The 20491-nt window shown below is 71.6% G+C and carries 15 protein-coding genes; 9 read left to right on the forward strand and 6 right to left on the reverse strand.

Annotated elements, in window-relative coordinates:
- Positions 1-58: 58 nt before the first annotated feature.
- Positions 59-2854, reverse strand: coding sequence for a preprotein translocase subunit SecA (secA, locus tag QE454_RS00255; protein ID WP_309668429.1), 2796 nt, complete (start codon positions 2852-2854; stop codon positions 59-61).
- A 184-nt stretch (positions 2855-3038) separates the two neighbouring features.
- Here secA and QE454_RS00260 point away from each other — a divergent pair, with 184 nt between their 5' ends.
- Positions 3039-4346 carry a hypothetical protein gene (locus QE454_RS00260; RefSeq protein ID WP_307459234.1) on the forward strand — a complete coding sequence of 436 codons (1308 nt, stop codon included), beginning with the start codon at positions 3039-3041 and terminating at the stop codon, positions 4344-4346.
- Positions 4347-4427: 81 nt separating this feature from the next.
- Here the strand turns inward: QE454_RS00260 and hpf are convergent, their stop codons facing one another.
- The 5 genes from hpf to mtrA form a co-directional block, all read right to left on the reverse strand.
- Entirely contained in the window at positions 4428-5090 is a 663-nt protein-coding gene (gene hpf / locus QE454_RS00265) for a ribosome hibernation-promoting factor, HPF/YfiA family (protein WP_210072082.1), read from the reverse strand.
- Between the two features lie 93 nt (positions 5091-5183).
- A complete protein-coding gene (locus QE454_RS00270; protein WP_307459230.1) occupies positions 5184-5687 on the reverse strand; it encodes a phosphoribosyltransferase family protein in 504 nt (167 codons plus the stop codon).
- A 256-nt stretch (positions 5688-5943) separates the two neighbouring features.
- A complete protein-coding gene (locus tag QE454_RS00275) occupies positions 5944-7602 on the reverse strand; it encodes a GerMN domain-containing protein (protein WP_307459227.1) in 1659 nt (552 codons plus the stop codon).
- Positions 7599-9284, reverse strand: coding sequence for an MtrAB system histidine kinase MtrB (mtrB, locus tag QE454_RS00280; protein ID WP_307459220.1), 1686 nt, complete (start codon positions 9282-9284; stop codon positions 7599-7601). Before mtrB ends, QE454_RS00275 begins: the two co-directional genes overlap by 4 nt.
- A gap of 7 nt (positions 9285-9291) precedes the next feature.
- Entirely contained in the window at positions 9292-9972 is a 681-nt protein-coding gene (mtrA, locus tag QE454_RS00285) for an MtrAB system response regulator MtrA (protein ID WP_136586990.1), read from the reverse strand.
- 164 nt (positions 9973-10136) lie between these two features.
- On the opposite strand from mtrA, the gene QE454_RS00290 reads away from it, so the two are divergent.
- The 8 genes from QE454_RS00290 to QE454_RS00325 all read left to right on the forward strand — a co-directional run bounded on the left by QE454_RS00290 (position 10137) and on the right by QE454_RS00325 (position 20464).
- Positions 10137-11546, forward strand: a complete 1410-nt coding sequence (locus QE454_RS00290; RefSeq protein WP_307459215.1) for a glycerophosphoryl diester phosphodiesterase membrane domain-containing protein — start codon at positions 10137-10139, stop codon at positions 11544-11546.
- Between the two features lie 11 nt (positions 11547-11557).
- Positions 11558-12196 (forward strand): DUF4129 domain-containing protein, encoded by a 639-nt coding sequence (locus QE454_RS00295; protein ID WP_307459212.1) that lies wholly within the window; start codon positions 11558-11560, stop codon positions 12194-12196.
- Positions 12193-13371, forward strand: coding sequence for a DUF4350 domain-containing protein (locus QE454_RS00300; protein WP_307459209.1), 1179 nt, complete (start codon positions 12193-12195; stop codon positions 13369-13371). The genes QE454_RS00295 and QE454_RS00300 overlap by 4 nt, the downstream gene beginning before the upstream one ends.
- On the forward strand, positions 13368-14375 hold the full coding sequence (locus QE454_RS00305) for a MoxR family ATPase (protein WP_210072089.1): 1008 nt from the start codon (positions 13368-13370) through the stop codon (positions 14373-14375). Before QE454_RS00300 ends, QE454_RS00305 begins: the two co-directional genes overlap by 4 nt.
- Positions 14375-15676 (forward strand): DUF58 domain-containing protein, encoded by a 1302-nt coding sequence (locus QE454_RS00310; protein ID WP_267786394.1) that lies wholly within the window; start codon positions 14375-14377, stop codon positions 15674-15676. The genes QE454_RS00305 and QE454_RS00310 overlap by 1 nt, the downstream gene beginning before the upstream one ends.
- A gap of 125 nt (positions 15677-15801) precedes the next feature.
- Positions 15802-16824, forward strand: a complete 1023-nt coding sequence (locus QE454_RS00315; RefSeq protein WP_210072091.1) for a 3-oxoacyl-ACP synthase III — start codon at positions 15802-15804, stop codon at positions 16822-16824.
- A complete protein-coding gene (locus QE454_RS00320; RefSeq protein ID WP_307459204.1) occupies positions 16821-19508 on the forward strand; it encodes an alpha/beta fold hydrolase in 2688 nt (895 codons plus the stop codon). Before QE454_RS00315 ends, QE454_RS00320 begins: the two co-directional genes overlap by 4 nt.
- Positions 19505-20464 (forward strand): NAD(P)-dependent oxidoreductase, encoded by a 960-nt coding sequence (locus tag QE454_RS00325; protein WP_307315578.1) that lies wholly within the window; start codon positions 19505-19507, stop codon positions 20462-20464. The genes QE454_RS00320 and QE454_RS00325 overlap by 4 nt, the downstream gene beginning before the upstream one ends.
- Positions 20465-20491 lie beyond the last annotated feature (27 nt).

The following is a 20491-nucleotide window of genomic DNA, read 5'->3' on the forward strand; positions in this document are numbered from 1 at the left end:
CCCTCGAAAACGACGGATGCCGCGCCCCCGACCTCGGGGCGCGGCATCCGTTCTGGGCTTACTTCTTCTTGGCTGCGCGACGGTCGGCGCGGTTGCTCGCGGCCGGCTCGTCACCCGAGGGCACGCGCTGACCGAAAGCTCCGCGGGCGGCAGGAGCCTGCTCGGCGGCGGGCTCGGCCTGCTGCTCGGCCTGGCGGAGACGGTTGGTCGCCGCCTGCTGAACCTGACCGCGGTCGTTGCGAACCTCGACCTCTCCGGCGTCGTTCGCCGCCGAGTACTCGAGGCGCTGCGTCTCGACGGGCGTCGGGGCGAGTCCCTTGGCCTCGACCTGCGCCTCGTCGCCCTCGACCTTTCGGACCTCGACCTCGAGGTTGTAGAGGAAGCCGACCGACTCCTCCTTGATCTGCCCCATCATGGACTGGAACATCTGGTAGCCCTCGCGCTGGTACTCGATGAGCGGGTCACGCTGGGCCATGGCGCGCAGGCCGATGCCGTCCTTGAGGTAGTCCATCTCGTAGAGGTGCTCGCGCCAGCGACGGTCCAGCACCTGCAGCACGACACGGCGCTCGAGCTCGCGCAGCGCCTGCTCGCCGAGGGCATTCTCGCGGTTCTCATACGCGATACGGGCGTCGGAGATGATCTCGCGCTTCAGGCCCTCGGGCGTGATGCGGCCCTTGTTGCCCCCGGCCTCGGCCACGACCTCGTCGATCGTGACGCTCACGGGGTACATGGTCTTCAGCTCGGTCCACAGGGCGTCGAAGTCCCACGACTCGGTGTGGCCCGAACCGGTGTGGTCGTCGATGACGGCGGTGATCGCGTCCTCGATGAAGTGCTGGACGCGGTCGGCGATGTCGTCGCCCTGCAGCATGTGCCGACGGTCGGCGTAGATCGCCTCGCGCTGACGGTTCAGCACGTCGTCGTACTTCAGGACGTTCTTGCGCATCTCGGCGTTGCGCGACTCGACCTGCGACTGCGCGCTCTTGATCGCGCGCGAGACCAGGCCGGACTCGATCGCGACGTCATCGGGGAAGTTCGTGCGCGCGAGGATCGCCTCGGCGGCGCCCGACTGGAACAGACGCATCAGGTCGTCGGTCAGCGAAAGGTAGAAGCGGCTCTCACCGGGGTCGCCCTGACGGCCCGAACGACCGCGCAGCTGGTTGTCGATGCGGCGCGACTCGTGGCGCTCGGTACCCAGCACGTACAGCCCGCCGGCCTCGACGACCTTCGCGGCCTCTTCGGCCACGGTGTCGCGCATGCTCTGGTAGACGGTGTCCCACTCCGACTCGTAGGCCTCGGGGGTCTCGACGGGATCGAGGTTCTTCGCCTTCATCTCCTGCACGGCGAGGAACTCGGCGTTACCGCCGAGCATGATGTCGGTACCGCGGCCGGCCATGTTGGTGGCGACGGTGACGGCGCCCAGACGACCCGCGCGCGCGACGATCTCCGCCTCGCGAGCGTGGTTCTTGGCGTTGAGCACCTCGTGGCGCACGCCCTTCTTGGCCAGCAGGCGCGAGAGGTACTCGCTCTTCTCGACGCTCGTGGTGCCGACGAGGACCGGCTGGCCCTTCTCGTGGCGCTCGACGATGTCTTCGACGACCTGCGCGAACTTCGCCGTCTCGTTCTTGTAGACGAGGTCGGACTGATCCTTGCGGATCATCGGCTTGTTGGTCGGGATCGGCACCACGCCGAGCTTGTAGGTCGACATGAACTCGGCCGCCTCGGTCTCGGCGGTACCGGTCATGCCGGCGAGCTTGTCGTAGAGGCGGAAGTAGTTCTGCAGCGTGACGGTGGCGAGCGTCTGGTTCTCGGCCTTGACCGGGACGCCCTCCTTGGCCTCGATCGCCTGGTGGATGCCCTCGTTGTAGCGGCGACCCACGAGGATGCGACCGGTGTGCTCGTCGACGATCATGACCTCGTCGTTCATGACGACGTAGTCGGTGTCGCGCTTGAACAGCGCGATCGCCTTGATCGAGTTGTTGAGGAACGAGATCAGCGGGGTGTTGGCCGACTCGTACAGGTTGTCGATGCCGAGGTAGTCCTCGACCTTCTCGATACCGGGTTCGAGCACGCCGATCGTGCGCTTCTTCTCGTCGACCTCGTAGTCGACGCCGGCTTCGAGGGTTCGGGCGAGCTTGGCGAACTCGGCGAACCAGCGGTTGGCTTCACCGGATGCCGGGCCCGAGATGATCAGCGGGGTGCGGGCCTCGTCGATGAGGATCGAGTCGACCTCGTCGACGATCGCGTAGAAGTGACCGCGCTGCACGAGGTCTTCCTTGCGCCACGCCATGTTGTCGCGGAGGTAGTCGAAGCCGAACTCGTTGTTCGTGCCGTAGCTGATGTCGGCCTCGTACTGCTCGCGCCGCACCTCGGGGGTCTGACCTGCGACGACCGTTCCCGTCGTCATGCCCAGGGCGCGGTAGACGCGACCCATGAGCTCGGACTGATAGCTCGCGAGGAAGTCGTTGACCGTGATGACGTGGACGCCCTGGCCCGCGATGGCGTTGAGGTAGGCCGGAAGAGCGGCGGTCAGGGTCTTGCCCTCACCGGTCTTCATCTCGGCGATGTTGCCCAGGTGAAGGGCCGCGCCGCCCATGATCTGCACATCGTAGGGGCGTTGTCCGAGCGTGCGCTTGGCGGCCTCTCGGACGGCCGCGAACGCCTCGGGCATGAGCTGGTCGAGCGTCTCACCGGCTTCGTAGCGGGCGCGCAGCTCGACCGTCTCGTTGCGCAGCTCGTCGTCGGTGAGCTGCTCGTAGTCCTCTTCGAGCGCTCCGGTCGCTTTCACGACGCCCTGCAGTCGGCGCAGGATGCGGCCCTCGCCGGCGCGCAGCAGTTTCTCGAGCGGATTGGCCACGAAGCATCTCCATCTGTCGGGTGCGGCGCCCGCGTGGACGCCGGCCTGCGAACAGGCATACATCGCCCATGCTATCCGTGTTACCCGTTCGTGACCTGCGAGCGAGCCACAATCCGATCGCGAGGCAGCGCGCCCGCAGCGAACACACGGCGACGGCGGGGAGGGCGACGCCTAGGATCGAGCCATGGCCGGTTTCTGGGGCAAGAGGAAGCGCGAAGAACAGGACGCGGCGGATGCCGATCTGGCACGCCGAGCGGAGCTTGCGATCGTCGCGGCCGACGAGCGTGTCCGCCTGACCTCGGACGAGCTCGACTTCGCCCGCGCCGAGCTCGGCGACAAGGCGACGGAAGACCTCGCGGCGGCTCTCGATTCCGTACGAACCCACCTCGCCGAGGCGTTCCAGCTGCATCAGCTCAACCACGACGAGATCCCCGACACGAAAGAAGAGCTGCGTACGCGCAATGCGCGCATCGTCCAGCTCTCGCAATGGGCCGAGGACCTGCTCGAGGAGCGCACTCAGGTTCTGCAGCCCAAGATCGACGCCGTGCGCCGCGCCCCCGAGACGCTGGCTCGCGTGAGAGCCGACCGTGAGCGGCTGGCGCAGCGCATCCCCAACGCTCGGGAGGTCGTCGACCGGCTCTCGCGGCGCTACAGCGACTCGGCCCTCTCGCAGATCGGCGGCAACCCCGAAGAGATCGAGCAGCTCCTCGACTTCGCCGTGCACACCGCCGCCGTATCGGAACGTCGACGCGAGGCGGGCCAGCGCGAGCAGGCCTCCGTCGCCCTCGAGGCCGCCACCGAGGCCGCTCGTCGAGCCGAATCGCTCCTGGATGCCGTGGACACCTTCGAGATCGAGGCCCTCCGCGCCGAGTCCACCCTCGCCGCCGTGGTCGACGACTCGCGCAACGACCTCATCGAGGCGCGCCTGGGAGCGCAGACCCCCGCCGTCACCCAGGCGATGGCCGCGCTTCAGCAGGCGCTCACGGCCCTCCCCGCCTCGGGAACCCGCAGCGACCCTTTCCAGGCTCTGTCGTCGCTGCGGCAGGCCAACGCGGATCTCGACCTCGCCCGCGAGCGCGCGGCCCGCCCCGTCCCCTCCCAGGATCAGGTGGAGCACGCCATCGACGATGCCGACCGCCAGATCGCCGTCGCGCGCGGCCTCATCACCGGGCATCGGGGCTGGATCGGAGCCGATGCTCGCACGCGCTTCGTCGAGGCCGAGCGGCTGCGCGCGGGTCTGCCGCTGGGCCCCGTGCCCGAGGAGCAGCGTGAGACGGCGCTCGCCACCGCACGACGCGCCGGGGCACTGGCATCCGAGGCCCTGCAGATCGCCCAGCGCGACATCGAGCAGTCCCGCCCGAACGACTGGGGCAATGACGGCCGGGGAGGCGGTTACGGTCGGGGAGGCGGCATGGGCGGCGGCAACATGGTCGGCGGCATGCTCGGCGGTCTCGTCATCGGCTCTCTGCTCGGCGACATCTTCGACGGCTGAGCGCGGGCGTCTGCGCCCGCGGCATCGACCGCACGACGAAGCCCCCGGTCCGAGGACCGGGGGCTTCGTGGCGTTCTCAGGTCAGGATGCGACCTCGACGGCGGGTGCCGCCTGGGTCGCGAGGGCGATCACACCGTAGTCCCAGCCCTTGCGTCGGTAGACGACGCTCGGGTGGTCGGTGCGGGCGTCGATGAAGAGGAAGAAGTCGTGGCCGACGAGCTCCATGCGGTCGACGGCGTCTTCGACCGTCATCCACTCGGGACCGAACTCCTTCTGGCGGATGACGACGGGCGAGTAGTCCTCTTCTTCGGCCCCGGCCTCTTGCACGGGGATCGAACCGGTCGCGACGGCGCGCAGCACCTCGACGGAGGCGGGCTCGACGTCGATACCCGAGAGCTCGCCGGTGCCCTTCTCGAACTTCGCACCGCGGGGGTGGTTGCGGGCGTCGATGCGCTTGTCCTTGGCGCGACGCACCTGTTCGGAGATCTTGTCGACCGCGAGATCGAGGGCCGCGAACTTGTCGGTGTCGGTCGCCTCCGCACGAACGACCGGGCCCTTGCCGTCGAGCGTGAGCTCGACCGTGTCGTCCTCCAGACGACCGTTGCGATAGGAGCGATGAGTCACCTTGACCTCGAGCGCCTGAGCGCGAGGCGCGAGGTGCTCGATGCGGCTGACCTTCTCTTCGACGACCGAGCGAAAACGGTCGGTGATACCGACTCCCACTCCGACGATGTTGGTGTCCATCAGTGACCTCCTTGTTCCGGGTTCCGCCCGGTCTAAGGGCGGAACATCCGTCGCCTTCAGTCATCCCCACGCTAGTAGGCCGACACCGCCGTGTCACGTCTCAATCACCCGGGATTCACCTTCGAAGCTCCTTCGACGCGGCGTGTCCGCCAGAGCCAGGGCGACGACCTCGTCGGCTCCCGCGGCACGGAGGGCGCGCGCCGCCTCGGCCAAGGTCGCCCCCGTGGTGACGACGTCGTCGAGGACCACGACCGTGCCGCCCGCGATCGGTCGGCTCACGAACGCTCCCCCGACGTTCTCTCGTCGCGCGCGGCGTCCGAGACCCCTCTGGTCGTCGGTGGCACGGGCCACCCGCAGCAGCCGCTCGTGCCTCCACCCCGCGCGGCGCATCAGCACGTCGAGCGGTCGGAACCCGCGACGGCGGAATGCCGCGCGCGTGCCCGGGACGGTGGTGAGGACGGCACCGGCGGGCACCGAGAGGCGCAGCAGCTCATCGAGCGCCGGGGCGAGTTCGCGGGCGAGAGAGGTGCGGCCCTCCTCCTTGATCGCGCGGATGACGCGGGCCGCCACGCCCTCGAAGACGAGGACGCTCGTCACGGACAGGCCCGGCTGAATGGGGCGCCGGATCCGCCTGGCGTTCAGGGCGTCACGGCATGCGCGACACAGGTCCGAATCGACGACGCCGCAGCCCGCGCAGGAGACGGGCAACCAGAACGTCAGGGCATCGCGGAAGGAACGGGTGAGCGCAGGGTGGAGCGACATGCGCCCACGGTGCCCGGGGCCCGCCGCCGCGCGCACGCGCCGAAGCCCCACTCGGGGAGAACGCCCCGCAGACCCCGGGTGGGGAGGAGCCTCAGGAGGTGGTGCCCTGCTGGGCGGCGAGCACGCGGATGTCGGTGGCCACCAGCGTCCACGAGCTTCCGCGCCGGCTGTACAAGCGCCCGGCGTTGTCGAGCACGCGCACGCTCGTGCTCCCCGCGGCGAGGGTGGTGGCGCCGTCGGGAGCCGCGGCCTCGGTTCCTCGCCCGCCGACGTTGAGCTCGCGCAGGCGACCGGCGCCGTCGACGTCGGCGAGGACTCCCACCGTGGTGTCGTCGAGCCATGCCAGCTCGAAAGCGCCCTGCTGAGAGAACGACAGCACGTGCGGGACGCCGAGGTCGACCGCGCCGCCCTCGCGCTCGATGCCGGCGACCCACACCTCGCGCGTACCCGAGACCGTGACGATCGCCGCCACCCGCGTCCCGTCGCGCGAGATCTGCATCGCGCTGATCTCGGAGGCGTCGGGCCAGGCGTTGCCGACGTTGCGCGGAACGCCCTCGGCGGAGATGGCACGCAGCTGCGTCGGCGCGGAGCTGGGCACGCTCCAGATCGCACCCTCGGCGTCGATCGTGGGGGCGATCAACCCGGGGCGGTCGTCCAGCAGGAACGTGCGTCCGTCGGCCAGTGCACTCGCCACGCTCCCCTGCTGCGTCCGGACGGCCGCGAGGCTCCGGTCGGCCTCGAGCTCGACCGAGGCCGGGGCGAGCGACTCGATCGCATCGGACAGCCCGCCGAGGGTTTCGACCGTGTCTCCGGCGAGCGCACCGAACACGCCGGCGGTGGTGAGCACCGCGGGAGAAGGATCGACCCGGGTGACGCGCACCGAGACCTCGGAGGCGGGTACCGGGGTACCCTCCACCGTCATCTGGACCTCGCTGATACCGGCCGTGACCAGACTCTTGGACAATTGCGTCTGCATCCGGTCGAGGGTCGTGCGATCCAGACTCAGCGCGGTGCGCGGCAACTGCACCTGGGCGACGCCGCTCGAGGACAACGTCACCGAGCGGCCCACGAGGGAGAGCTCGTCGGGGAACGCCGTCTTGACCGCACCGGCGAGCCATGCGCTGGGCTGACCGTCGACGAGGGCCGTCGCCACGCGGCTGGCCACGAGCGCCCGGGGGAACCAGCGGACGTCGGGCACGATGAAGCTCCACGTGGGATCGAAGTACGCGATGGATGCCGACTGGTAGACGGTCGGGAACACCTCCTCGTACAGCACGACCCCGTCTGGAGCCGAGGTGATGCGCCACTGGTCGTCGATGCGCGCGAGGGTGAACGACAGCGACTCCGCGGTGCCCGAGGCCGCCGGGGCGTAGGCGCCGTCGGCATCCACTCCCGCCACCGTGGTGAGCGAGACGGTGACGCCGGTGCCGACGGCGTTCGCGACGGCGCGGCGATCGGCGAGGCGGTCGATGGTGACGCGGGCGCGGGGGTCCCACTGCGTCCCGGACGCCAGGAAGAGCTTCGCCGTGGCCCAGTCGTCGGCGGGGCCGGAACCGGCGCGCAGGAACCCCTCCACGATCTCGGCGGGAGAGGCGTCGTCCTGCGGTCCGTCGGGGACGAAGGCGAAGGCCTGGGTGTCGTCGACCTGCGGGCCGCGCCCGGGATTGACGTAGCCGGAGGTCGGCAGACCCGTGCACGCGGTCAGCGCGAGCACCAGGGCGAGGCTGACGAGGGCGAGGGCGCGTCTCATGTCGTCTTCCTCACTCCGGGCCGGGTCGAGATGGGCTGCGTCAGGCCCAGGGCTTCGAGGGCTCCGCCCTGTTCGTCGTCGGGCACGAGGGGCAGGGGCGAACTGCTGACCGGCTGACCGGCTCGCGGCAGCGTGAGCACGAAGTTCGAGCCGCGTCCGGGCTCGGACCACACCGACAGGGTACCGCCGTGCAGCTTGGCGTCGCCGAGGGCGATCGACAGACCGAGGCCGGTACCGCCGATGGTGCGCACACGCGAAGGGTCGGCGCGCCAGAAGCGGTCGAAGACGCGCTCCACGTCGTCGGGCAGCATGCCCAGGCCGAAGTCACGGACGCCGAGGGCAACGGCATCCCGATCACTGTCGACCGACACCACGATCGGGCGCCCCTCGCCGTGCTCGATCGCATTGCCGAGAAGGTTGCGGACGATCCGGCGGACGCGTCGGGCATCCATGTCGACCGGCGTGTAGCCGCCCGGGGCGACGAGGCGCACGTCGGAGCCGTGCCCCTCTGCGAGCTGCTGCATCGAGAGGATGACGTCTTCGGCCAGATGGGCCAGACTCGTCGCCTCGAGCTCGAGCTGGACGGAGCCGGCGTCGTAGCGGCTGATCTCGAGCAGGTCGGTGAGAAGCACCTCGAATCGCTGCACCTGCGCGTGCAGCAGCTCCGCGGCGCGACCGGTCGCGGGATCGAACCCCTCGCGCTGGTCGTTGATCATGTCGGCGGCGAGCTTGATCGTCGTGAGGGGTGTGCGCAGCTCGTGCGACACGTCGGAGACGAAGCGCTGCTGCACGAGCGAGAGGTCGGCGAGTTCTTTGATCTGCGACTCGATGCTGTCGGCCATCGCGTTGAACGAGCGGTTCAGGGTGGCGAGCTCGTCCTCGCCGCGCACCGGGAGCCGTACGCCGAGATCGCCCGCCGCGAGCTTGGCGCTGGTCTCGGCGGCATCCGCGATCGGCGTGGTCACGGATCTCAGGACGAACCACGCGATCGCACCGATCAGCAGCACGAGCACGAGGCCCACCACCCACAGCAGCACCTGCACGAAGGCGAGGGTCTGCGAGGCGCTCGTGAGGTCGTACCCCATGTAGAGCTCGTACGAGTCGACCCCGTCCTCCGCGGGGAAGCGCAGTTGATGACCGACCAGGATGCCGGGCACCTCGCGGCCGTCGTCGGCGGGGAGCGCCACGGACTGCCACCACTGCAGATCGGGGCTCGACTGCACCTGGGTGCGCAGGGCGTCGGTGACCATGCCGGACTCGAAAGCCGGGGAGATGAACGGCTGCGGAGCCAGCGGGGAGGGTGGTCCGATGCGGTAGAGGGCGATGAGATCGCTCGAGGACTGCTGCGACAGACGCGTCGCGATGCCGTTCATGAGGGTCTGCGCCGCGGCCGGATCGGTCGAGTCGACGGCGGCGTCGAGGGTCGCCTGGGCTGCGGCGGTGGCGCGCTGGGCCTCGAGCAGCACCTGATCCTTGCGAGCCGTGAACAACTCGTTCTGGATCACGAGCGCCATGGCGACGCAGGTGACGAGGATGGTCACGGCGGTGAGCGTCACCGTCAGCACGATCGTGCGGAAGCGGAGCGAGCGACGCCACAGCGTCGCCAGACGATCACGCACCACGCGCCAATCGCGCCATCCCCGTACCCGCTGCCGCGGGAGGGTGCGCACCGCGCCCGTCATGAGGGACTCAGGCCACCGCGCCGGCGCGGTAGCCCACGCCGCGCACGGTGGTCACGATGCGCGGGTTGTCGGGGTCGGCTTCGATCTTCGCGCGCAGACGCTGGACGTGCACGTTCACCAGGCGGGTGTCGGCCTTGTAGTGGTAGCCCCACACCTGCTCGAGGAGCATCTCTCGGGAGAAGACCTGCTGGGGCTTCTCGGCGAGGGCGACGAGGAGTTCGAATTCGAGAGGGGTCAGGGCGATGGGGGCATCGCCGCGGCGGACCTCGTGCGCGGCGACGTCGACGACGAGGTCGCCGATGCGCAGCGTCTCGTCGACCGGAGCCTGCACGGGGCGCAGGCGCGTGCGGATGCGGGCGACGAGCTCCTTCGGGTTGAAGGGCTTCATGATGTAGTCGTCGGCGCCCGACTCGAGCCCCTTGACCACATCGGCCGTGTCGGTGCGCGCCGTGAGCATGATGATCGGCACGCCGGACTCGGCGCGAACGCGCGTGCAGATCTCGATGCCGTCGACGCCCGGGAGCATGAGGTCGAGCAGGATGAGGTCGGGGCGCTCGGTGCGCCAGGCGTCCACCGCTTGCGCACCGTCGGCGCAGAACACCGTGTCGAATCCCTCGGTGCGCAGCACGATGCCGATCATCTCGGCCAGCGCGGTGTCGTCATCGACAACCAGGATCCGTGAAGTCATTCGGGTGTACGTCTTCCGTCTCGAAACCCGCTCGGGGACGGGCATTACGCCCCGGGTGGGGGCACGTCCCATCGAGAGTAGTCGACCTGCCTGCACGACAGGCGTGCGTGTCGGGGGTGTGTGACACGATGAGGTCACCGCCATGTGACCAGGAGGGGCCCCACATGACCGCGTACCCGGCTTGGACTCCGGCATCACGCCCGGGGATCGTTCCGCTGCACCCCTTCGGGTTCGGCACGATCCTGGGCCGATCGTTCGTCGCTCTCCGGCACAATCCGAAGGTGCTGCTGGGCTTCGCCCTCGCGGTGCAGGCCGTGGCGTACATCATCGTGACGGCGGCGATCGCCGGGGTGGCGATCGCCAGCTTCTCCCGGCTCGACACCGTTGCATACGGCAGCGACGACTACGACGCGATCCTCGCGGGCTCGGTCGCCCTCACCGCCGTCGCGGCTCTCGTGCTCGGCATCCTCTCCGGGGTGCTGGGGGTCGTCGTGCAGGGCATCGTCGTCGCCGAGGTCGCGCACGCGGTGGTCGCCGAGAAGCCGTCCCTCCGGGCCGTCTGGGCGCGGGTGCGCCCGGTGTTCTGGCGCCTGGTCGGCTACAGCGCACTTACGGTCGGCGCGGTGGTGATCCTCGTCGGGGTGCTCGCGGGGATCGTGGCGTTGCTGGTCATCGCCGCGACCTGGGTCGGCGCCCTGGTCGGCGTGCTGTTCTTCCTGGCGCTCATCCCGCTCTATCTCTGGTTGACGCCCAAGCTGTTCCTCGTCCCCTCCGTCATCATCCTCGAGCGGGCACCCGTCTTCCGCTCGATCGCACGGTCGTGGCAGTTGACCCGTGGGCGCTTCTGGTCGACGCTCGGCGTCGTCGTGGTCATCTCCTTCGCCTTCGGCGTCGTCGCTCAGATCATCTCGCTTCCCCTCAGCCTCCTCGCCGGCTTCGTGCCGTCGATCGTCGCCCCCACCGGTGAGAGCGGCGCCGGCGCCGTCGTCGGTGTCATCGTCCTGCAGGTCGTCGGGCAGTTCGGCATCCTGCTCGTGCAGTGCATCGCTCTCGTGGTGCAGTCCACCTCCGCCGTGCTCGTCTACGTCGACGCCCGCATGCGCGTCGAGGGCCTCGACCACGACCTGCAGTCGTACGTCGAAGCGCGCGATTCCGGCACCACCGAGCTGAGCGACCCGTATCTCGTGGGCGTCGGCCGCATCGTCGAGCGCCCTGCCCCGGTGCCCTACGGAGCTCCCCCAGCGTTCGCGGGCTACGGGCCGCCGCCGGGGAACGCCGGGTACGGCGCACCGGCAGGGTACGGCGCCCCCGCGGCGGGAGGGTACGGTGCGGTGCCGCAGGGCTCCGCGACCCCCCAGCAGCAGCCCGCTCCGGGCTACGGCCCCCCGCCCCCCGCGGCTGCATCGGCGACCCCGCCGTATGCCGCGCCCACCGCCGCCCCCGCCCCGCACACGTTCCCCGCCCCCACGGCACCCGCGGTGTCGCAGGAGTCCCCCGCGGCACCGCCCGCGCCTCCCGCTCCGGACCGGGCGCAGACGACGTGGGCCGCCCCCGGCTCGAACGGCGACGCGTGATCCTCACGGCCATGGCAGCGGTCGCGCCGCTGCTTCCCGACCCCGACCAGGCCCGGGAGTTGGCCGAGCAGGAGCTCAGCGACCCCACCTATCAGGCCGCCGAGCCGAACCTGGTCGACCGTATCTCCCAGGCCGTCGGCAAGTTCCTCGAAGATCTGCTGCGCGCCCCCGAGAACGGCGGGTGGGGCCCGTCGGCTCTCGTCGTACTGGGCATCATCGTGGTCGCGCTGATCGTCGTCGCCCTGTTGATCTGGGGCCGACCGCGCCTGTCGACACGCGCCTCGGAACCGGCTCGCGCGCTGTTCGACCACGACGACGGCCGATCCGCCGAGGAACTCCGCACCGATGCGGCGGCCGCGGCCGACCGCGGGGCGTGGGACGACGCGATCGTGCTGCGGTTCCGCGCCTTCGCACGCGGCCTCACCCAACGCGGGCTCGTCGACCCGCCTCCCGGCGCCACGGCCCGCGCGTTCGCCCGCGAGACGGCGACAGCGCTGCCCGCGCTCATCCCGCTGCTCGATCCGGCCACGACGACGTTCGACGACATCCGGTACCTGCGCCGCCCCGGCACCGAAGAGCGCTACCGGCTGGTCGCCGATCTCGACGCCGCCGCCGTTCGCGCCCGCGCCGTACCGGTGGCTCCCCGATGAGCGCCGAGACGGCCTCGGCGGCCCCGGTGCGCTCCCGCCGGAAGTCCGCCCTCGGGTGGGTCGCTCTCGCCGGGGGCCTCCTGCTCGCCGCGCTGGTGGGCGGCACCCTCGTCTACGGCGGGTACACGCAGCGAGCGATCCTCGATCCCGAGTCGGCCGGTTCGGACGGCACCCGCGCGGTCGTGCGCATCCTCGAGCAGCACGGTGTCTCGGTCACGATCGCTCGAGACCGGGCCGCCGCCGAACGCGCACTCGCGGGCGGCAAAGCCACCCTCGTCCTGCGCGACGCGCCGATGCTGTCGGACGACGCCCTGCGCGATCTCACCGGCCGCGCGCGCCATGTCGTCCTCGTCGAACCGCGATCCCGAGCGCTCGACGTGCTCCTCGACGGTTCCTCGCTCGGCGGATTCTCCCCCGACCTGTCCGCGAGCCCCGAGTGCGGTGTCCCCGCGGCCGCGAACGCCGGAGCGGCTCACGTGGGAGAACTCCTGCGCCCCGCGGACGGGGTCGAGGGGTGCTACCCCGTCGACGGTGAGTTCGGACTCCTGCAGTCCGAGGGTGTCGATGGACGAACGGTCACCGCCCTCGACGGGCTCTCGGTTCTCACCAATTCGTCCCTCCCCGTCGACGGCAACGCCGCTCTCGCCCTCGGCGTGCTCGGCCAGACCGACACCCTCGTCTGGTACGTTCCCTCGCTCTCCGACGCCGATCAGGGAACGGCCGCCCCCACCCTCGGCGATCTCACCCCCGCGTGGGTGACGCCGGCCATGCTGCTTCTTCTGACCGCGGCTCTCACCGCCGCGATCTGGCGCGGTCGCCGGTTCGGGCCGCTCGTCGCCGAGCGCCTGCCGGTCACGGTCCGCGCCACCGAGACCACCGAGGGCCGTGCGCGCCTGTACGCCTCGTCGAAAGACGCCGCACACGCCCTCGACGAGCTCCGTCGCGCCGCCCGCTCGCGTGTGGGGCGTCTGCTGGGGCTCACCGCCCGCACCTCACCGCACGACATCGCCGACGCCGTCGCACAGCGACTGGACGCGGACCGCGCGCGCGTGCGCGGCATCCTCGTCGACGACACCCCACGCACCGACCGCGAACTCGTCGCGGCGGCCGACCGCCTCCGCGATCTCGAAGAGAGCGTGCGCGCCGCCGTCCGAACCGAAGGGACCACACGATGACCGACAGCCCCGAGACCACCGCAGCCGCGGCCTCCGTCGCGCCGAGCGACGACCACGCGCAGCTGCGCGACGCGATGCACCGCGTGCGCCTCGAGGTCGGCAAAGCCGTCGTCGGCCAGGACGGCACGATCACCGGCCTGCTCATCGCGCTGCTCTCCCGCGGCCATGTGCTGCTCGAGGGCGTCCCCGGCGTCGCCAAGACGCTGCTGGTGAGGTCGTTCAGTCGCGCGCTCGGACTCGACACCCGGCGCGTGCAGTTCACCCCCGATCTCATGCCCGGAGACGTCACCGGCTCCCTCGTCTACGACGCCCGCGCCGGCAACTTCGAGTTCCGCGCCGGTCCCGTGTTCACCCACGTGCTCCTGGCCGACGAGATCAACCGCACGCCCCCGAAGACCCAGGCGGCGCTGCTCGAGGCCATGGAGGAGCGCCAGGTGTCGTCCGACGGCGAGAGCCGCGCGCTGCCCGATCCCTTCCTCGTCGCCGCGACGCAGAACCCCATCGAGCACGAGGGCACGTACACGCTGCCCGAGGCGCAGCTCGACCGCTTCCTCCTGAAGCTCGTCGTCGACCTGCCCGGTCGCGACGCCGAGGTCGACGTGCTGCGTCGTCACGCCTCGGGCTTCGATCCCCGTCGCCTCGACGACGCCGGTGTCGCGGCGGTCGTCACGGCACCGCAGATCCTCGCGGCGCAGCGCGCAGCGGCATCGGTATCGGTAGACGACGACCTGCTCGGCTACGTCGTCGACCTCGCGCGCGCGACCCGGCAGAGTCCCTCGGTGCTGGTCGGGGTCAGCCCGCGCGCCTCCACGGGCCTGCTGGCCGCGGCCAAGGCGTGGGCCTGGCTGAGCGGCTACCCCGCCATCACCCCCGACCATGTGCAGACCATGCTCGTCCCGGTGTGGCGCCACCGCATTCGCCTCCGTCCCGAAGCCGAGATCGAGGGCGTCTCGGTGGATTCCATCCTCACCTCCGTCCTGCAGCAGACCCGCGTTCCCATCTGATGTTCGTCACCGGCCGTCTCGCCCTGCTCGTCGCGCTCGGCGTCGTCCCCCTCGTGCTCCTGAGCACCGCGGGGCTCTCGGCGTGGGCGGTCGCCGGCGGGTGGGTGCTGCTGTGCCTCATGCTGGCGATTGTCGACACGGTGCTCGCCGCCGACCCTCGACGGGTCGAGATCACCCGCACGCACCCCGAGCGGGCACTGCGCGACGAACCCGTGTCCGGCGAGCTGCGCGTGCGCAACCTCGGCACCCGTCTGCTCCGTGCCCGCGTCCGCGACGCGTGGCAACCCACGGCCGGAGCGCCCGCGGAACGTCTGCGCCTCGTGGTCCCGCCCGGCGAGCGGCGCGCCGCGCCCCTCCCCCTGCGCCCCCGCCGCCGCGGCGAACTGCGCAGCGCCTTCGTCGTCGTTCGCGCGGCGGGCCCGCTGGGACTGGCCGGGCGCCAGGGCGTCGTGGACGCTCCCGGTCGGATCCGCGTGCTCCCCCCGTTCACCTCGCGGCGGCACCTCCCCTCGCGCCTGGCCCGGCTCCGCGAGCTCGACGGCAACACGAGCCTGCAGGTGCGCGGCCAGGGCACCGAGTTCGACAGCCTCCGCGAATACGTGCGCGGAGACGACGTGCGCTCGATCGACTGGCGCGCCACCGCCCGCGCGGGGACGACGATGCTGCGCACCTGGCGCCCGGAGCGCGACCGCCACGTCGTCGTCGTGATCGACACCGGGCGCACGGCCGCCGCTCGCGTGGGCGACGGCGTGCGCCTCGACGCGGCGATGGAGGCGGCGTTGCTGCTGTCGGTGCTGGCGACGCGCGCGGGCGACCACGTGCACCTGCTGATGTTCGACCGTCTGCCCCGAGCTCGCGTCACCCGCGTCGACGGCACCTCGCTCCTGCCCGCCCTGGTGGATGCCATGGCGCCCGTCGATCCGCAGTTGATCGACACCGACTGGGATGCCGCTTTCGCGCACGTGCGCGGCTTCGCGGTGCGTCCGGCCCTCGTCGTGCTGCTCACGGCGGCCGACGACCCCGAGGCCGCCCGCGCGTTCCTCGCCTCGCTTCCCGCGGTCGCCTCCCGCTCGCGCCTTCTGGTGGCCACCGCCACCGACGGACCCGGCGACACCCCCGTCCACCGGGACGCGTCCGACGTGTACGCCGCCGCCGCCGTCGAACGCGCCCGGCACGACGCCGAGCGAGTTGCCGCGGCGATCGTGCGCGCGGGAGGCGATGCGGTGTCGGCGTCGGCCGACGATCTGCCCCCGCTCGTGGCCGACCGCTACCTCGCCCTCAAAGCGGCCGGTCGGCTCTAGCACACCCACCCCTCATGCAGCCTGCGACATATCTCGCGGCTTATCCTGGGGGGTACCCTTCCAGCCGTCGATGCGTCCCCTCCGCGCCCGGCTGCGCCGTCTACGCACAGGATGCGGGAGATCTCTTGCCAGGTAACGCCACCACGCACTTCGACGATGTGGCCCTCGTTTCGGTGGCGAGCGTCTTGCCCAGCCGCGTCACGACGTCCGACGACATCGAGGAGCGCCTCGCCCCGGCTCTGCAGCGCCTCAAGCTCAAACCGGGCCTGCTCCGCCGCGTCGCGGGCGTCAACGAGCGCCGCAACTGGGCCGAGGGCGAGTCCTCCGACGAAGCCACGATCGCCGCGGGCAAGCAGGCGCTCGCCGAGGCAGGCGTCGACCCGAGCGAGATCGGGCTCATCATCAACACGTCGGTGACGCGAAAGCATCTCGAACCCTCGGTCGCCGTGCGGCTGCACCACGGTCTGGGCCTGCCGAGCTCCGCGATCAACTTCGACGTCGCCAACGCCTGCCTCGGCTTCATCAACGGCATGAGCCTGGCCGCCGGCATGATCCAGTCGGGCCAGGTCAAGTACGCCCTGATCGTCAACGGCGAGGATGCCGACGAGATCCAGGTCAACACCATCAACCGCCTCGTGCGCGAGGACCTCGACCGCGATGCCTTCATGCAGGAGTTCGCCTCCCTCACCCTGGGCTCGGGGGCCGCCGCCGCCGTCCTCGGCCGGGCGAGCGACCACCCCGAGGGTCACCGCATCGTGGGGGGCGTCACGCGCGCCGCGACCCAGTTCTACGACCTCTGCGTCGGCAGCGTCGACGGCATGTTCACCGACGCCAAGGCGCTGCTCAAAGGCGGCCTCGACCTCGTCGTGTCGGCGTGGAAAGAGGCGAAGGGCGAGTTCTCCTGGACGGGCATGGATCGCTACATCACGCACCAGGTCTCGTCGGTCCACACCTCGGCGATCGTCCGCGCCGCCAAGCTCGACCGCGACCGCGTGCCGGTGACCTACCCGAGCCTGGGCAATGTCGGTCCTGCCTCCATCCCGATCACCCTCGCCGCCGAGCAGAAGACGCTGCGCCGAGGTGATCGCGTCCTGCTGATGGGAGTGGGCTCCGGCCTGAACACCGGAATGCTGGAGCTGGCCTGGTGAGCTTCCCGCGCGTCACGGGACCGCAGGCCACTCTTCCCCCCGCGGGCCTGCCCGGGCTCGACCCGGCCCTGTCGCGCCTCGTGAGCGTCGACGGCGTCCTCGCCGACGCGGGCGCCACGCGCCTGTGGCACGTGCTCGACACCGGCGACGCCCTCGTCGAGCGCGGCCTCGAGCCGATCGGCACGATCGTCGCCGTGCACGGCAATCCCACGTGGTCGTACCTCTGGCGCGCCCTCGTGAACGCCTCTCTCGCGCGGGCCGACGCCGGAGCGGCCGTCTGGCGCGTGGTGGCCGTCGACCAGCTCGAGATGGGCTTCTCCGAACGCTCCTCGCTGCGGCGCACCCTGGCCCAGCGCATCGCCGACCTCGACGCTCTCGTCGAGGGCCTCGGCATCCGAGGTCCCATCGTGACCATCGGCCATGACTGGGGCGGGCCCGTCTCGCTCGGCTGGGCCGTCGAGCACCGCGACCGCCTCGCGGCCGTCATCGCCCTCAACACCGCCGTGCACCACCCCGACGGCGCCTCTCTTCCCTTCGCCCTGCGCGTCGCCACGGCTCGAGGCATGCTCGCGGCCGGCACCACGGGCACCACGGCGTTCCTCGACACCACCCTCGCGCTGGCCGAGCTCGACCCGGCCGTGAAGGCCGCGTTCCGCGCGCCGTACGCGACCGTCGCGCGCCGCCGAGGGATCGGCGGCTTCGTCGCCGACATCCCCGCGACCCCCGAGCACGAGAGCACTCCGGCCCTGCACCGCATGTCGTCGGGGCTGCGTGAGCTCGCCGTGCCCGTCCTGCTGCTGCGGGGCCCCAAGGACCCGGTCTTCGGCGAGGACCACCTCGACGACCTCACCGATCGTCTCCCGCACGCCGACGTGCACCGCTTCGAGGGCGCCGGGCACCTCATCGCCGAGGAGCGCCCCTACGCCGACGTCGTTCTCGACTGGCTCGACGAGAAGGTCGTGGATGCCGTCACGCCCGCGACCCGTTCGCGTCGCTCGGCCGCCGCGAAGCGCGCAGCCGCCGCGCCCGCGCCCGCCCCTTCCGACTCGCCCGACGCGGCGTCGGGTCACCTGTGGGACGCCCTCGATGCCCGCCGCGACGACGACGGCACCGCCGTCATCGACATGACCTCCGCCCGCGACGGGGAGCCGCTCCGCGTGAGCTGGCGCCACCTGTCCGCCCGTGTCGACGAGCTCGCCGCGGGGCTCGACGCCTTCGGGGTGCGCGCGGGCGACCGCGTCTCGCTCCTCGTGCAGCCGGGTCCGACCCTGACGGCCGCCCTGTACGCCTGCCTGCGCATCGGCGCCGTCGTCGTCGTGGCCGATCGGGGTCTCGGCATCCGGGGTCTCTCCCGCGCCGTACGCGGGGCGGTCCCCGACGTCGTGATCGGTGAGGTCGCGGGGCTCGCGGCCGCACGCGCGCTCGCCTGGCCCGGTCGCCGCATCTCGGCCGCGTCTCTTCCGGCGGTCACCTCCCGCGCGCTCGGCGTCGAGGCGAGCTTGTCCGACCTCGCTCGGGCCGGGCGCGGTCGTGCCGTTCCCCCTCCCCCCGCCCCCGAGGCCGAGGCTGCGGTGCTGTTCACCTCCGGCTCGACGGGACCGGCCAAGGGCGTCGTCTACACGCACGCCCAGCTCACCGCGCTGCGCGACACCCTCGCGGCGCACTTCGGCGTGACCGCCGAGACGGGTCTCGTCACCGGCTTCGCCCCCTTCGCGCTCCTCGGCCCGGCGCTGGGCACGCGCTCCGCGACGCCCGACATGGACGTCTCGGCTCCGCGCACCCTGACGGCGGCCGCCGTCGCCGCGGCCGTTCACGCCTCGGACGCGCGGATCGTGTTCCTGTCTCCCGCGGCGGTGTCGAACGTCGTCGCGACCGCGTCGGCCCTCACCGCCGACGACCGCGCCGCTCTCGAGCGTGTCGAGACGTTCCTGTCGACCGGAGCCCCCGTGGGCGTCGATCTTCTCCGCCGCGCGCAGGCGCTCATGCCGAACGCGACGGCCCACACCCCCTACGGCATGACCGAGTGCCTGCTCGTCGCCGACGTCACTCTGCCCGAGATCGAACAGGCGCGAGGCGACCGCGGCGTGTGCGTCGGTCGCCCGCTCGGCAGCGGTCAGGTGCGCATCTCGGCGATCGACGCCGACGGCCGCGCCTCCGGCGCACCGTCGACGCAGCCGCGGGTCACCGGCGAGGTCGTCATCTCGGCGCCCCACCTCAAGCGCGGATACTTCCGCCTGTACCTCACCGACCGCGAAGCGCAGCGTGGACTCCCCGAGCGCTGGCACCGCACCGGAGACGTCGGACACCTCGACGCCGAGGGCAGGCTCTGGATCGAGGGGCGACTGCCCCACGTCATCACCACCGCCGACGGCCCCGTCACTCCCGTGGGAATCGAGCAGGACGTCGAGACGGTGCCCGCCGTCGAACGCGCCGCCGCCGTCGGCGTGGGCCCGGTGGGCGGCCAGGTCGTCGTCGCGGTGGTCGAGGCGGGCGCCCGTCGCCCGGGGCTGGCATCCCCCGATCTGACCGATCAGGTGCGTGCAGCCACCGCCCAGCGCCTCGCCGCCGTGCTCGTGGTCCCCACGCTTCCGACCGACATCCGCCACAACTCCAAGATCGACCGCGCGCGCGTGGCCCGCTGGGCGGAGCGCGTGCTGGCCGGAGAGAAGCCGACGGCGCCGTGAGGGTCCTCGCCACCGGGTCGTCCGGCTTCCTCGGCCGGGCCGTCGTGCGTTCTCTGCAGGAGGCGGGGCACGAGGTGCGCACCCTGCAGCGTCGCCGGTCGGGCGTCGACGGCGCCGATGACCGGCTCGGGTCGGTCACGGATCCGGATGCCGTGGCGTCCGCCCTCGAGGGGGTCGACGGGATCGTTCATCTCGCGGCGAAGGTCTCTCTCGCCGGCGACCCGGCGCAGTTCCATGCCGTCAACGTCGAGGGCACCCGCATCCTGCTCGATGCCGCCGAGGCGGCCGGCGTGACGCGCGTCGTGCACGTCTCGTCGCCGTCGGTCGCGCACGCCGGCCACGCCCTCGCGGGTGTGGGAGCCGAGCCCGCCGATCCGGATGCCGCGCGCGGCGAATACGCCCGCACGAAGGCCGAGGCCGAAGTGCTGGCGCTCTCCCGCGCCGGCGGCGACACCGCTCTGGTCGCGATCCGCCCCCACATCGTGTGGGGCCCGGGCGACACCCAGCTCATCGAGCGCGTCGTCGCCCGCGCGCGTCGGGGCACCCTGCCCCTGCTGGACGGCGGGACGGCTCTCATCGACTCCACGTTCGTCGACAACGCGGCATCCGGGATCGTGGCCGCCCTGCACCGCGTCGACGAGGTCAGCGGGCGCGCGTACGTGTTGACGAACGGCGAACCGCGGCCGGTCGGCGACCTGCTCGCCGGGATCTGCCGGGCGTCGGGCGTCACCCCGCCGCGCTTCAGCGTGCCCGCGGGGGTGGCGAAGGCCGCGGGATCGCTGATCGAGCGGGTGTGGGCCGTGCGCCCGGGCCAGGACGAGCCGCCGATGACGCGTTTCCTCGCCGAGCAGCTCTCCACCGCGCATTGGTTCGATCAGACCGCGATCCGCCGCGACCTGCGCTGGGCGCCGTCGGTGTCGATCGACGAGGGTCTGCGCCGCCTGTCTCGCGCCTGAGCCGCGCCGCCCCCGCGCGTGTCCGCC

Origin of the sequence: Microbacterium sp. SORGH_AS_0454 (assembly GCF_031453395.1) — a bacterium.
GTDB lineage: Bacteria > Actinomycetota > Actinomycetes > Actinomycetales > Microbacteriaceae > Microbacterium.

Coding starts and splice junctions, on each gene's coding strand:
- QE454_RS00295 (WP_307459212.1), top strand. CDS start 11,558: ATGGCAGCGGTCGCGCCGCTGCTTCCCGACCCCGACCAGGCCCGGGAG.
- hpf (WP_210072082.1), bottom strand. CDS start 5,090: ATGGACACCAACATCGTCGGAGTGGGAGTCGGTATCACCGACCGTTTT.
- QE454_RS00290 (WP_307459215.1), top strand. CDS start 10,137: ATGACCGCGTACCCGGCTTGGACTCCGGCATCACGCCCGGGGATCGTT.
- mtrA (WP_136586990.1), bottom strand. CDS start 9,972: ATGACTTCACGGATCCTGGTTGTCGATGACGACACCGCGCTGGCCGAG.
- QE454_RS00300 (WP_307459209.1), top strand. CDS start 12,193: ATGAGCGCCGAGACGGCCTCGGCGGCCCCGGTGCGCTCCCGCCGGAAG.
- mtrB (WP_307459220.1), bottom strand. CDS start 9,284: ATGACGGGCGCGGTGCGCACCCTCCCGCGGCAGCGGGTACGGGGATGG.
- QE454_RS00260 (WP_307459234.1), top strand. CDS start 3,039: ATGGCCGGTTTCTGGGGCAAGAGGAAGCGCGAAGAACAGGACGCGGCG.
- QE454_RS00310 (WP_267786394.1), top strand. CDS start 14,375: ATGTTCGTCACCGGCCGTCTCGCCCTGCTCGTCGCGCTCGGCGTCGTC.
- QE454_RS00275 (WP_307459227.1), bottom strand. CDS start 7,602: ATGAGACGCGCCCTCGCCCTCGTCAGCCTCGCCCTGGTGCTCGCGCTG.
- QE454_RS00305 (WP_210072089.1), top strand. CDS start 13,368: ATGACCGACAGCCCCGAGACCACCGCAGCCGCGGCCTCCGTCGCGCCG.